General features: G+C 32.7%; 17 protein-coding genes. 9 read left to right on the top strand and 8 right to left on the bottom strand.

The genetic code is table 11. The features are described from left to right. Positions 1-8: 8 nt before the first annotated feature. The 3 genes from rsmG to Q1V95_RS14195 are packed head-to-tail and all read left to right on the top strand — an operon-like array spanning position 9 to position 3,808. Positions 9-638 carry a 16S rRNA (guanine(527)-N(7))-methyltransferase RsmG gene (gene rsmG / locus Q1V95_RS14205; RefSeq protein ID WP_300675266.1) on the top strand — a complete coding sequence of 210 codons (630 nt, stop codon included), beginning with the start codon at positions 9-11 and terminating at the stop codon, positions 636-638. A gap of 15 nt (positions 639-653) precedes the next feature. Then, positions 654-1,064, top strand: coding sequence for a hypothetical protein (locus Q1V95_RS14200; RefSeq protein WP_300675264.1), 411 nt, complete (start codon positions 654-656; stop codon positions 1,062-1,064). Between the two features lie 53 nt (positions 1,065-1,117). Continuing rightward, a complete protein-coding gene (locus Q1V95_RS14195) occupies positions 1,118-3,808 on the top strand; it encodes a PD-(D/E)XK nuclease family protein (RefSeq protein ID WP_300675262.1) in 2,691 nt (896 codons plus the stop codon). Between the two features lie 40 nt (positions 3,809-3,848). On the opposite strand, the gene Q1V95_RS14190 is transcribed toward Q1V95_RS14195, so the two are convergent. Both Q1V95_RS14190 and Q1V95_RS14185 read right to left on the bottom strand, forming a co-directional pair. Further along, entirely contained in the window at positions 3,849-4,931 is a 1,083-nt protein-coding gene (locus Q1V95_RS14190) for a T9SS type A sorting domain-containing protein (RefSeq protein WP_300675260.1), read from the bottom strand. A gap of 355 nt (positions 4,932-5,286) precedes the next feature. Beyond that, entirely contained in the window at positions 5,287-6,465 is a 1,179-nt protein-coding gene (locus Q1V95_RS14185) for an acyl-CoA dehydrogenase family protein (protein WP_300675258.1), read from the bottom strand. A 110-nt stretch (positions 6,466-6,575) separates the two neighbouring features. On the opposite strand from Q1V95_RS14185, the gene Q1V95_RS14180 reads away from it, so the two are divergent. After that, positions 6,576-7,028: a hypothetical protein gene (locus tag Q1V95_RS14180; protein ID WP_300675256.1), complete on the top strand. Its 453-nt coding sequence runs from the start codon at positions 6,576-6,578 to the stop codon at positions 7,026-7,028. Between the two features lie 158 nt (positions 7,029-7,186). Here Q1V95_RS14180 and Q1V95_RS14175 read toward each other — a convergent pair whose 3' ends face one another. The 3 genes from Q1V95_RS14175 to Q1V95_RS14165 all read right to left on the bottom strand — a co-directional run bounded on the left by Q1V95_RS14175 (position 7,187) and on the right by Q1V95_RS14165 (position 8,700). Continuing rightward, positions 7,187-7,462, bottom strand: a complete 276-nt coding sequence (locus Q1V95_RS14175; RefSeq protein WP_300675254.1) for a hypothetical protein — start codon at positions 7,460-7,462, stop codon at positions 7,187-7,189. Between the two features lie 170 nt (positions 7,463-7,632). Then, complete coding sequence (locus Q1V95_RS14170; RefSeq protein WP_300675252.1) at positions 7,633-8,082, bottom strand: hypothetical protein; 450 nt, start codon at positions 8,080-8,082, stop codon at positions 7,633-7,635. Between the two features lie 51 nt (positions 8,083-8,133). Beyond that, positions 8,134-8,700 (bottom strand): Crp/Fnr family transcriptional regulator, encoded by a 567-nt coding sequence (locus Q1V95_RS14165; RefSeq protein WP_300675250.1) that lies wholly within the window; start codon positions 8,698-8,700, stop codon positions 8,134-8,136. A gap of 127 nt (positions 8,701-8,827) precedes the next feature. On the opposite strand from Q1V95_RS14165, the gene Q1V95_RS14160 reads away from it, so the two are divergent. The 3 genes from Q1V95_RS14160 to Q1V95_RS14150 are packed head-to-tail and all read left to right on the top strand — an operon-like array spanning position 8,828 to position 10,334. Then, complete coding sequence (locus tag Q1V95_RS14160; protein WP_300675248.1) at positions 8,828-9,463, top strand: hypothetical protein; 636 nt, start codon at positions 8,828-8,830, stop codon at positions 9,461-9,463. 12 nt (positions 9,464-9,475) lie between these two features. Further along, positions 9,476-9,949 (top strand): hypothetical protein, encoded by a 474-nt coding sequence (locus Q1V95_RS14155; RefSeq protein WP_300675246.1) that lies wholly within the window; start codon positions 9,476-9,478, stop codon positions 9,947-9,949. Positions 9,950-9,971: 22 nt separating this feature from the next. Beyond that, positions 9,972-10,334, top strand: a complete 363-nt coding sequence (locus Q1V95_RS14150) for a hypothetical protein (protein WP_300675244.1) — start codon at positions 9,972-9,974, stop codon at positions 10,332-10,334. 70 nt (positions 10,335-10,404) lie between these two features. Here the strand turns inward: Q1V95_RS14150 and Q1V95_RS14145 are convergent, their stop codons facing one another. After that, complete coding sequence (locus tag Q1V95_RS14145; RefSeq protein ID WP_300675242.1) at positions 10,405-11,331, bottom strand: Dyp-type peroxidase; 927 nt, start codon at positions 11,329-11,331, stop codon at positions 10,405-10,407. A gap of 165 nt (positions 11,332-11,496) precedes the next feature. Between Q1V95_RS14145 and Q1V95_RS14140 the strand changes: the two genes are divergently transcribed. Further along, positions 11,497-11,871: a VOC family protein gene (locus Q1V95_RS14140; protein WP_300675241.1), complete on the top strand. Its 375-nt coding sequence runs from the start codon at positions 11,497-11,499 to the stop codon at positions 11,869-11,871. 71 nt (positions 11,872-11,942) lie between these two features. Here the strand turns inward: Q1V95_RS14140 and Q1V95_RS14135 are convergent, their stop codons facing one another. Both Q1V95_RS14135 and Q1V95_RS14130 read right to left on the bottom strand, forming a co-directional pair. After that, the gene (locus Q1V95_RS14135; RefSeq protein ID WP_300675239.1) at positions 11,943-12,290 is read right to left on the bottom strand and encodes a GIY-YIG nuclease family protein; all 348 of its coding nucleotides are present in this window, start codon (positions 12,288-12,290) and stop codon (positions 11,943-11,945) included. Between the two features lie 11 nt (positions 12,291-12,301). Beyond that, the gene (locus tag Q1V95_RS14130) at positions 12,302-12,721 is read right to left on the bottom strand and encodes a MarR family transcriptional regulator (protein WP_300675237.1); all 420 of its coding nucleotides are present in this window, start codon (positions 12,719-12,721) and stop codon (positions 12,302-12,304) included. Between the two features lie 141 nt (positions 12,722-12,862). Between Q1V95_RS14130 and Q1V95_RS14125 the strand changes: the two genes are divergently transcribed. Continuing rightward, positions 12,863-13,195 carry a multidrug efflux SMR transporter gene (locus Q1V95_RS14125; protein WP_366143297.1) on the top strand — a complete coding sequence of 111 codons (333 nt, stop codon included), beginning with the start codon at positions 12,863-12,865 and terminating at the stop codon, positions 13,193-13,195. Positions 13,196-13,278: the final 83 nt, after the last annotated feature.

Below are 13,278 nucleotides of genomic sequence, written 5' to 3'. Positions count from 1 at the left end.
TTCGCAGCATGTCTTTAGAACTTATTTTAAAATACTTTCCGGATATCACGGACACGCAAAAAGAGCAGTTTTCAAAACTTGAAAATTTGTACAACGAATGGAATGAGAAAATAAATGTTATCTCACGAAAAGATATGGAAAGTCTTTATGAGAAACATATTTTGCATTCTTTAGGAATTGCAAAAGTGATGGCTTTTGCGCCAGGCACCAAAGTTTTGGATATTGGTACAGGTGGTGGTTTCCCTGGAATTCCGCTAGCTATTTTATTTCCAGAAAGTCAGTTTACTTTAATCGATAGCATTGGTAAAAAGATTACAGTAGTGCAAGCCGTTGCCGAAGGTATTGGTCTTAGCAATGTTACGGCAATCCATGGTCGTGCTGAGAAGTTAAAAGACAAATTCCATTTTGTGGTAAGTCGCGCTGTGACGCAAATGCCAGTTTTTCTACGTTGGTTGCATGGTAAGTTCGAAAAAGATCAATTCAACCCAAAACATAATGGAATTTTATATTTAAAAGGCGGCGATTTAGGTGAAGAGCTAGCAGGCATAAAATGTGAGATTTTTCAACTCAGTAATTTTTTCGAAGAAGACTTTTACGAAACCAAGAAAGTTGTGTATATTTCTAAAGGAAATGTTTAACCTAAATTTTTCGGTATGAAAAGCTTTATTAAATTAGGATTTGCTGCTATTATTGCTCTATTGGTGCAATCATGTAACAATGACTCTTACGAAGTTAAAAGTTATGAACCTCGCAAAATAGACAGCGTGAAGATTGAGCACGATACGATGTATGCATTTAATATGCAACCGATAAAGGTTTTTTCGACTTACAATAAGGAATGCGAAGGCTTTTATGGTATGGATTATATTCCAAAAGATTCTACAAGAACGGTTATCAACTATGCTTATAAAAACAACCAAACTTGTGCGACTGGAACTTACAAAGCATTTAATTTAATTAGGTTCGAGCCACAACATACTGGAACTTACTATTTTAAATTCTGGCAAGGGAAAGATGCGAGTGGTAACAATATTTGGCTAGAAAAACATATTGTTGTAGAATAGCTTTTACATAAAATTTTAACTAAATTGAGACCTTATATTTAAGGTCTTTTTTTATGAAGTTTCTTGAGAAAATTGTTGACGACTTATTGTCAAAATATTCTGATTTATCCAACATTAGCGTCGTATTACCAGGTAAGCGCCCTTTAGTTTTTATTAGTAAAATCTTAAAGGAAAAGTCTTACTCTGGTATGTTGCCACAGTTTTTGACCATCGAAGATCTTATCCAAGATTTAGCAGATAAGCAGCATTTGCAAGGTGTTGCGTTACATTTATTCGCTTATCGTGTTTATCAAAAGATAGACAATTCTGAAGATTTTGGTGGTTTTCTAAAGTGGTTTCCAACTTTGCAGAAAGATTGGGACGATATGCTAAAATTCACAGATAACGATGAGAAAGTTCTGCAATGGATGTTGGATGAGGAACGAATCAAAAATTGGGGTGAAGATCTTGGTGATGACGACAATCCTCGAAAAAGAAATCTGAATTTTTGGCGCAAAATGAATGATTTTCTTCCTCTTTTAAAAGAAGAGTTAAATGCAAAAAACTGGGCAACTTCTGGAATGATTCATGTTGCTGCTCGCGACAAAATTGAAAACTGGGCAAAAGAAACCAAGGCGCAATTTGTGTTTTGTGGCTTTAATGCCTTTACGCCGATTGAAGAAAATTTGGTCAAAAACCTTTTGCATTGGGACAAAGCGATTTGTTACTTCCAAGCTGATCAGTATTATATTGACGATACAAGACAGGAAGCTGGTAAGTTTTTGCGCGAACATCTCAAGTGGAAAGAATTCAATGATCATCGAAATTTTAACTGGATTGAAGACGACTTCCGACAAGAAAAAAACATCAATGTTTATGAAGTTTCGGGGAATGTTGTACAAACAAAAGTGCTCCCAAAGATTTTTGATGCGATAGATCAGGAAGACATTTCTAAAACCGCAATTGTTTTATTAGACGAAAACCTTTTGCCAGCAAGTCTAGATGCTATGTCACAAGTGAAAAACTTGAACATAACAATGGGTTTTCCGCTGAAGAATATGTCGTTTAGCAACGCCATTAAAAAGCTATTTTACTTGCAAAAACAATTGGAGAAAAAGTCGAGTTCTTATTATTACGCCGATGTTTTTCCAATTTTACAAGAGCTGCCAAATTCAACAGAAGATGATAAAATTATTTCTGATTTTGTAAAATATGTGGAAGAACGCAACATCGTATATATTTCTTCAAAACTCTTGTCAGAGCAGCTTAGCAATCTTAGCTACTATGACTTGTTACGAGTTCCAGAGAATGTGCAATTGTTTTTGGATAAGTTGATTGCATTCTGTTTGGAAGTCAAATTTAGAATTGATGATGATATTCTTTACGAAAATATTAGCCATTTTGAAAAGACTTTTAAAGTACTGAAAAACCAGCTTTTGCCTTATAAAGTAGACCTGAAAATGGAAACTTTGGAAGTTCTCATCAATCAATTGGTTAATACAGAAAGTATCGATTTCCAAGGAGAACCTTTGGCGGGTCTGCAAGTTATGGGTCTTTTGGAAAGCCGACTTCTTAATTTCGAAAACATAATTTTATTATCGGTTAACGAAGGAAAATTGCCCTTGGGAAACACACAAAATACTTATTTGCCATTCGATGTTCGTAAGAATTTTGGTTTGAATACTTTTCTAGAAAATGATAGTATTTATGCGTACCATTTTTATCGTTTAATTCAGGATTCTAAGAATGTACATTTGTTGTTTAATGCTTTAAGTTCGGGTGTTAATACTGGCGAAAAAAGTCGTTTCATCACACAAATCGAAATGGAAAGTTCGCACAACATTAATCATATTGTTGTTGATAATGCGTCGGAACCCATCATTCAGGAATTGATGAAAATTGAAAAAACAGAATCAGTTCTCGCGAAATTACAAGAATGGAAAAAGTCTGTTTCGCCAACACATTTGACCGCTTTCCTTTACAATCCAATCGATTTTTATCTAAAATATATTCTTAAAGCCCGAGATTCTAACGAAATTGAGGAAGAATTGTCGGTGCGTAACTACGGAAATCTTGTCCATTATGCTGTTCAGTTTTTGTATGAAGATTTTAGAAATAAAATTTTGACTTTAGAAGATTACAAAATCTTAAATAGTAGAGTAGATGCCTCGATTTCACATGCTATTGAAAAGTTGAATCACCAAAACGAATTCTATGATCGCGGGATGAATTATATCCACAAACAAATTGCGGAACGTGTTATCAAAGGCATTCTTCAATATGATGAAAATTTGGTTAAAAATGGTTCGGCTTTAGAAATTGTAGATATTGAAAAAAATGTAAAAGCTGAATTTTTCTTAAATGAAGACAGAACGGATTCAATTTTGTTAAATGGTAATATCGACCGAATTGACCGACTGGACGGCGTTATCCGAATTATTGACTACAAAACTGCGAAAACTAAAAAGCTTAAAATTAGTCTTAAAAATAAAGAAGAACAATTGGAAACTTTATTCTTTAGCGAAGATTATAAACAGGCTTTGCAGTTGGCCATTTACAAATATATGTTGCAACAAGACGAGCAGCTTAACTCTTATGTTTTAGAACCTGGAATATGGTCTTTTGCAGAAGTTGGTAAAGGTGTTGTTAGCTTAGAAACGATTGATTTGGAAGATTCGGAAGTCGAATTTGCAATTGCTTCATTAGTCAATCACATCCTTGATCCAGAAATTCCTTTTGAGGAAAAAGAACATATTAGTTGGTAGAAAAACTGCCTTTCCAGTCAATCTGGAAAGGCAGTTTTTTTTATTCTTTAATGACTTTCTGAGTTAGATTTTGGGTTGCAGTTTTAACAACAACAGTATAATTACCTTTATTTAAGCCAGTTAAATTAAGAGAAGTCGAAACAAGTTGTCCATTTTGATTATAAACTTCGATGCTTTTTATATCACTTTTAGGAATCGTGGTTTTAAAATCACCTTTTGACGGATTAGGATATATAAAGCTTGTTTGCTTAGAATTTGATATCGTTGACAAGGTACCTGAACTTTTTAGGTAACGTATTTCGGTAGGCACTATAGTTCCATTTGTTGTTATTGTGCTGACGTCCAAAACTGGGAATTTGTAATCTTTGCTAAACCATTGATAATTGGTTGTAATAATCGTTCTGTCTTGACTGACGCCATTAATAACTGTTGTTAAGACCTGCTCCGAAACCGTTTTTACACGTAGGACATTGTAAAAAGATTGATCACTAATTTTGAGATCGCCATAACCGTCAACAATGTTTGTTCTTTGTCCAATACTACTAGCTTTGAAATTAAATCCGACAGGAGACAAATCACCATGATAAGAAAAGGCTTCCGTGTACGAATCATTATAATTCATGGGGAATTTGTACATAAGATCGGGCTGCTGATAGTCTAATGTCATTGATAAATCTGTATTAAAAGAGGTAATTTTCACTCCTAACATTTTAATAGATAAATCACTATTTGACTTTTGATAATGCGCGTAGACATTTTCTAAAGTTGTATGGTCATCCGCTTGCACAGGCGCATCGGTTAACTTTTTAGCCATATTAAAATTACTTGCAAATTGGCTATCGCAGTTGGTAGAATAACCTGAAAATTGACACCAAATATTTTTGTAACCCGTTGTTGTAGGATCTCCATAACTCGCTTGGACATTTCCTTGTGGTTGAATACTAGAAAAGTCCCATTGATAGTTAGCACCAGTTGATACAAAATTAGTCGTTGTGTTGGTATTTCCAGAGAGATAGCTTACTTGGTCATTTGCAACCGCATAATCGGCAGATGTGTAAGAAATCTGCGCTTCTATTAATGGCATAGCCATTGCCATCAATAAAATTGAGTAGAATTTTTTCATGATTAGGTTTGTTTTTAGTTTTAATAAAGGTAAGAAATCCTTTCATCTTTTTATCAAACACTAACATAGAAGCTGTATTTCAATGAGTTAGAATTAATTGCATTGAAATTAATTCTAAATTAAAAATTCATTTTTTTGCGGTATTACATCAAAATATTTATACATTTAACTGATATTTAATTGATATAGTGAATGCAAAATAGAAATGCGTATTGAAAAAATATATTTTAATAGAAATGTTTAATAAGAAAATAGTAAAAAATCACTGTTTTCAAGTACTAAAAAACCCGCATAATCGATATTGATAATACGGGTTTTTGTGAATATTTTTAATAGAGTAGTTCCCTATAAAATCTTAGAAAGCATTAATTCCTGTAATGTCTAGTCCTGTTATTAATAAATGAATATCGTGTGTACCTTCATAAGTAATAACAGATTCTAGATTGGCAGCATGACGCATCATCGGGAACTCTCCCATGATACCCATTCCTCCAAGGATTTGTCGAGATTCTCTAGCAATATCAATCGCCATTCTCACGTTGTTACGTTTTGCCATAGAAATCTGAGCAGGAGATGCTTTATGTGCATTCTTCAAGTTCCCAAGTTGTAGACAAAGTAATTGTGCTTTTGTAATTTCTGTTAAATATTCTGCTAATTTCTTTTGTTGTAATTGAAAAGAAGCAATTGGTTTTCCGAATTGTTTTCTTTCTTTTGCATACTGAACAGCCGTACAATAACAATCAATTGCAGCACCAATAACGCCCCAAGAAATTCCGTAACGCGCAGAGTTAAGACAAGATAAAGGACCTTTAAGACCTTCAACACCTGGAAGAAGATTCTCTTTTGGTACTTTAACATTATCAAATACCAACTCGCCAGTTTTGGATGCGCGAAGTGACCATTTATCAGTCGTTTCTGGCGTTGTAAAACCTTCCATACCACGTTCTACAATAACACCGCGAACTTTGCCAGCTTCATTTTTAGCCCAAACAACAGCAATATCGCAAAGTGGTGCATTGGTAATCCACATTTTAGCACCGTTTAATAAGAAATGGTCGCCCATATCTTTGATGGTTGTTTCCATAGAACCAGGATCCGAACCATGGTTAGGCTCAGTCAATCCAAAGCTACCAATCATATCACCTGCGGCTAGTTTTGGAAGATATTTTCTTTTTTGTTCTTCAGAACCGAACTCGTTGATAGGGAACATTACCAAAGAAGATTGTACAGATGCCGCAGAACGTACCGCAGAATCGCCACGCTCTAGCTCTTGCATAATAATTCCGTAAGATATTTGATCCAATCCTGCGCCTCCGTATTCTTCTGGAATATAAGGTCCTAGTGCGCCAATATTTCCCAATTCTTTCATTAGATTGGGGATATCACGATGTTCTTGGGCAGCTTTATCAATTTGAGGCATGACAAAACTTTCTACCCAATCTCTAACAGATTGTCTAATAAGTTTGTGTTCGTCGCTTAAAAGCTCGTCCATCATGTAATAATCAGGAATGCTTGAAAGTGGATAATATGACATATTTTGTAGTTTTGGTTAATTAAAAAAATGTTTCCCGAAAATAGGCTTTTCTTGGCAATCCAAAAAATAATTTGTCATTTTTAAGTCAATATTCATAAAGAATTGAATCTTTGGAACAATATTTATTTCATTTAACAAAAATCAGCATGATGAATAGATTGATTCCCCTTTTAATAGTTGGCTTAAATGGGATAGTGTATGGCCAAAACAATGGTGGTGCAGCCAAACTTAGTGAACTTCCGAAAAATGTTATGCGTCAATTTTTCAATAATTCTATAGCATCGCAAACGACTTATAAAAATACGGCCAAAGATGTTAGAAATCAACAATTTGAATTTATGACTTGCTTAGCAAAAACTTATGATTTTGATTTTTCAATGGATTCTAATTTTAGTTCAGAAAAAGCAATTGAGAAATATTACAGTTGGAAAAGTGACTCTGAGAAAAAATCTGAAACCGATCCAATCAAAGCAATGGACTTTTTGTATCAATTCCAAAATAAAAGTTCGGGCGATAAACGTGAATTTGCCGAACAACATCCAAAATGTTATTCAACAAGATAAAAGCTGATATAGAAAATATATGCTAATAGATATTCTAGGATGCAGATTTTGTTGAATTATTCGATGTTCTGAAACACACACAATTTAACATAATATAAATTATAGGCTATTTTTTTACAAATGTAAAAGTAGGGCTTATCAAGCTCTTTTAATATGTCTTACTTTTGATTTACACGAGTTCTATCAAAAGCATTTTGAAAATAAAGTCGATTGGTAAAATTATCTCGGTAGATAACTTCCTTTTCTTTACCCAAATTGAAATTAAAACTATTCTTCTTTATAGGCTTATAATTTTCAAAAGATATGTTTTTGGAATTACTTAAACTTGTCATTACAGATTTTTGACAATCCAAAGAATCAATCTTTTTGCTTAAGGTCTGCGCATTGCTTCTAAAAGAAATCAATACAATTATTATAAAAAAAATACTTTTCATAAATAAAACTTAAGATTATTATTATCAGCTACGAATTTTGTTTTAAATCTCAATTTTAAAATTTCCAAAAAATTCGTACTTTTTATTGCATTCTCAAATTTAATTATTTTGAACAACTAATAAAGTTTTTAATTTCATTCGATTCTCAGCGATTAGCTTTTTTGAGAAATTTATCGAATTACAAAATAATATGTCCAACTAATTAGCAATATTTGAAACGGAATTCTAAACCACAAATATGATAAACCTTTACCATCGAAAGTTCCGGTTTCATAATTCAAATGATTAACAGCTGCGTTAATATTGCTGGGCAAAATCAAAATAAAAAATACAATCAACAAGATTCCAGTTAGCGCACTAATATCTGGAAACCAAATTCCGATTGCTGCTGCAACTTCTAAGATTCCTGTGATATAAATAATTTCGGTTTTGTAAGGTATAAAACCTGGCAACATCATCGTCATGCCTTTGGTGTACAAAAAATGACCGAGTGCTGTAAATACTAGCATTACAGACAATGCCAACTTTCCAGAAAATTCGAATTTAAAATTAGAACTTATTATTTTGCTAGCAATTAAAGCGATGCTAAAAACAATTAGTAAAACAAATAATGGTTTCATCTTTTTTTGACAAATTTATTAAGTCTGAAAAGTGAAATCAATGAACAATTGTTAACAAATCTCTTTTCGGATGCGACTCAAAGATTGTGGCCGAATACCAATATATGATGCCAAATATTTTAGTGGAATCTTTTGAACAAGCTCTGGCTGCTCCTTTAACAAATCTAAATAACGTTTCTTAGCAGTATCTTCTAACAAAGAAATCTCCCGTTTTACCTTTTTTAGATAAATTGCTTCGGCTATCTTTCGACCAATCCTTTCGCCAATACGTGTATGTTCGTAGATTTCGCTTAGGTCTTTGTAAGAAATTTGCCACAATGTACAATCGGATATCGCTTGAATATTGTACGTAGATGGCGTTTGTGTGATAAATGAATCGTAAGCGCTAACAAAGGAATTCTCAAATGCAAATCCAAAAGTAAAATCATAATCTAACTTTGGAATATTGAATCTAACAATGCCTTTTTCAATAAAAGATAAATACTTTTCGACTTTCCCTTTTTCTAAGATTAGAGACTTTTTGGGAAATTTTGCTTCAGTTAATTTGGAGCAAAACAAGTCTAATTCGTCATTAGTGATATCGACAATCGTTTCAAAAAAAGCTTTTATTTTTTCCATATAATTAATGTCAGCACTTCCCTATTTTAATTCGATTTGAAATTACTCAAAAAACATATAATATCGACAGTTATTGTCTACAATCGTTAAAAAATATATATTAGGATTTTAATACAAATCACTTTAGATGAAACTTACCTATTCCAATAAAAACTTTAACTGGATTTTAACTGTCGTTACTTTAATGTTTGTCCTATTCCATTTGGATTCATTATTCTTTTCGTATGATATTATAGCCGAATTATTTGAGTCCATTTTTTATCTTTTGTTAGCTCTATTAGCCTTTTTATCATTGTTGCCAAACAAACTGAATGGAGAAAAATTTGTATTATTTTATGTAACCTGTTTTTTATTGGTTGTGCCACTTAGCAGTTATGCTGAATATTTGATGCGAGTTTTAAAATATGGCTATTCATCAGCTCCTTTTGCTTTTCCAGTAATTAATTTATGCTTTCTTTTGGGGATACTTCTGACTTTTTTTTGTAACAAGTTCTCCATGAAAAACAAAGATGAAATAAAAAGATATTATGGATTCTTTTTTATTATTTATGGCTCATATTTATTTTTAAAAATTATCCTTGACGATTTTAATTTTATGAAGTTTTTTGATGTTTATTTTATTATCCAAGTGTGCATTTGCTTTTTGGTTGCTTTTATTGGTAATAGAATTGCAACAAGTAAAACTAAATTTCTATCGGGAATATTGTTAATTGCTTTAATGCTGTTAATTCTTAATTATATTTCGTTAAGTAATGTAGCCTAATAAAACACATTTATGTCTAAAGAAAACGAACAAAAAAACTTAATTTTAACAAGGTTCTGCGGCGAAGAAATTTATCCAATTGAAACTGCAACTTGGCATTTGTACGAAAACAAAGATGGACTAAATGAGCTTTGGTTGGAGATTGAATCTGATTTCGGTATTCAATTAAGTGATGACACAAAAGATTTGGGAGGCCAGCCTCATTGGGAATTAACTTTTCGGATAAAAGATTTAAAAAAAAGTGAACTAAAAGTTGGATTTAGAGCTACAATAAAAAACGGATATGATGAAGAATTAGAGGATTCATTAACTAATTTTTATTATTGTGAACACCAACCAACTGATAATAATGAAATAGAAATAATAGACATTAATGAGACTAAAATTCTATTTAGAATTATTGGAGAAGTTACTGATGTTAATTATTACGATGGCTCTAAACCAAAGAATAAAATCTATGTAGAAACTTGGTTTGATGAAGATTAATGCCATTTAAATTTTTGTAATTATGAAAACTAACAAAATGGAAAAATGGAAAATCTTATTCTATGTTTTTGCTTTTCCACCAATAGCATTTATATTTTTTTTATTCCTATTTTATTTCCATGCGACTTTTAAATTAGGATTTTTTCCAACTTATGATAATCCAGATCCCAAACAACTCGATTTCTACCAAATATACTACCCTATTATTTTAGCCTTTGGAGGAGTTTGGTTAATGTCCTTAATTATTTGGATTCCTTTAATCTTATTTTATTTAATTATCTACAAAAAAAGAACAGACTGGAAACCAATCATTATTTGTGTCGCTTTTAATTTAATGGGTTTTTTAACACTTTTCATCAATGTGATAGAATGGTTTGCCGATTAAAAATTAAGTTTAGAAATCCATCATTTTTAAAACTTATAAAACAAATATTTAGAAAAAGTACACAACTCCCCTAACCTGCAAAATCATTTAGCATATCGATCGTTGGCACAAAAAATAAGCTGCCTGTTTTGGCCGTGCTAAAGTCTAATATTCTATCATAATTTCCTTTAGGTTTACCCACAAACATCCTTGTCAGCATTTCTTTAACAGTACTAAACTTGCCGGCGTAGGCGATAAAATAAGTACCCATTTCGTTATTTGCAGTATTACCAAAAGGCATATTATCACGGACAACTTTTTTGTCATCTCCAACATTAGCCAAGGCAGAATGCGAGTTTTTGGGTTTTACTTCATCTGTCATTTCGATGTCTTGATCTTTGGATCTACCGATGACTTTTTCCTGCTCCGCGACTGGTAAAGCGCGCCAAGCTTCCATATTATGGATATATTTTTGAACAAAAAGATAACTACAATTTTTGTATTTAGGATCTTCACTACCTATCAAACCAAAATGAGCACGCGCATCGCCGTGAGGATTTTCGGTACCATCTACAAATCCCAAGATACTACGACCATCCCAATATCGGAATCCGTGGACTTCCTCAATACACGTTGCAACTGGATTCAGAAAATCCGACAAAGTGGTAGCAACATCAATACAATAACTAAAAATCTCACCTCTGATATGAAAATGCAGGTCAGCTTCTGTTGCTACAGCCGTATGTTTGGCGCCCGCAATTTCCTCAAATTCCACTAATTCTTTCGGTAAGGGTTTTGTAAGTTTAAGTAAATCCCAAGCTTTTTTCCCAATGCCCATTACAACACTCGCTTTCATAGTAGCAAAACGCGTCATTGCACTATTATTAAGATTGACCATCAATGCACAAACACGCTGAAAAACCTCTATGTTTTCTTTCTTACTTCCATTGAACTTCCAAACCATAAAGATTGTATTGTTATTGGGATAATCTAAGACGTTTTGATATTGTGCGCTCATGTTTTTTGATTTTACTCAAATATAAAAAAAGCAGTTGCAAGCACCAATTTTTAGATAGAATATATCTTAATTTTTTTTGATTTTAAATAAGTTATATTTTGATTTTTCTAGCCAGAAATTCTTACTTTTAATTCTCACAAGCAATCAAAATCAAATATTAAAACTATGAAAAGAGTTACTGGTATCGGCGGTGTATTTTTTAAGTCACAAGATCCTGATCGATTAAAAGAATGGTACAAGAAGCATTTGGGCTTGCCTGTCAACCAATGGGGATGCAGTTTCGAATATGATCCAAGCGCCGAAGATGCTAAAAAATCTTCTGTACAATGGAGTCCCTTCAAAGCTGATACGCAATATTTTGCACCTTCTGAACAGCCATTTATGATTAACTATACTGTTGAAGATTTAGAAGTTTTAGTCGCTGAACTTAAAAAAGAAGGCGTGGAGGTTTTGGGAGAGGTTTCTGTTTACGATTATGGTAAATTTGCCCACATTATGGATTGTGATGGTAATAAAATAGAACTTTGGGAACCAGCCTAAGAATCAAACACTAAATAAAAAAGACAAGCATCAAATTATGAAACTTGTCTTTTTTTTTTGTGCTGTGAAGTTTAATACATTTCAATTTTTTGCTCTGTCAAATTGGCAAGAACTTCGGCTTCCAATTTTGTCAATTCTTTTTTGTAATCATGAAAAGGAGAATCGTTTTCTTCTAATTTGTCTAACATTATAAATGCAAAATTATCTTCGCCCGAATTCTTCCAATCTGTTTGCAAATCTGCATTTTCGAATTGTCCCATTTTAAGAACAAACTTAGATTTGTTAATCCAAGCATCAGCATTTAAGCTAGCTTTTACAAAGATTTTCCCTGTCGTAATATTCTTAATTCCCAGAATACCCATACTCAACTTTTTGTTTTCAAAAGCCTCGCGGTATTTTTTTTTAAGTTCTTTATCCATTGTGTTTTGTTTTAAATAATTTTAATATTTAGATCCATCAAAGCATCCAATAATCCTGTTTTGTTTTTCTTTTTAACAGACAAAAACAATTCGTTAGCAATCTCTTCTGCAGTGATTTTAGCCTCTTGATAGACGCGCTCTCCTACTTCTGTGATGACAACAAAACTAACACGCGCATCCCTTTCATTCGCTTGTCTAGCGACAAGACCAATTTTCTCCATTGGCGCTAACAATCTAGTAATTCCAGATGCCGTTATGCCCAATTGTTCGGCTAGGTCAATCCGGCGACATTGCTTATTTGGCGTACTGCTGAGGATATACAATAGCATAAAATCGCTAAGTCCAAGTCCATGGATGTGCAATTTATCAAACTTCTTAGATAAGATATACTGTGCTTTTACAATGCTTAAAGCTAATTTTAGATCTTCCATTCTATTGATAAAATACTTAATTAGTCAAATACTTTGCAAATATATAAATTTTAAATTAATTAAAAATTGACCGAGCTCTACTCTAGCTTTAGCTGTTTTTTTATTGAAAAAACTTAATGCCTTTTTTGTATTTTTGCTTGTATGAAAGGGACTTTGTATCTATTAATCGCCATCGCATTCGAAATTCTTGCGACCACTTACCTCAAAAAATCTGAGGAGTTTAGCAAGCTTGTTCCCTCTATTATTACTGTTGTTGGTTATTTGGTTGCCTTTTATTTTCTAAGTTTATCACTTCGCACCATACCGATGGGGATTGCTTACGCCATTTGGTCAGGCGTTGGGATTGTTTTTATCACCATTATTGGCATTTTGGTTTTTAAACAAACACCTGATTTACCTGCTATTATCGGTCTTTTATTTATAATAATCGGTGTTGCCATTATCAATATATTCTCAAAAATGGATGCGCACTAGACATTTTCATTTTACCGAGTCCTCACCTAGTGATATAATATTTTTGCAAGTACTCTTAAAATTGAGATATCATACAGTCTTTT

This window comes from Soonwooa sp., from assembly GCF_030151385.1.
Taxonomy (GTDB): Bacteria; Bacteroidota; Bacteroidia; order Flavobacteriales; family Weeksellaceae; genus Soonwooa.
Note: the sequence above shows the minus strand (reverse complement) of the source record. Positions and strands in the feature narration are given on the sequence as shown.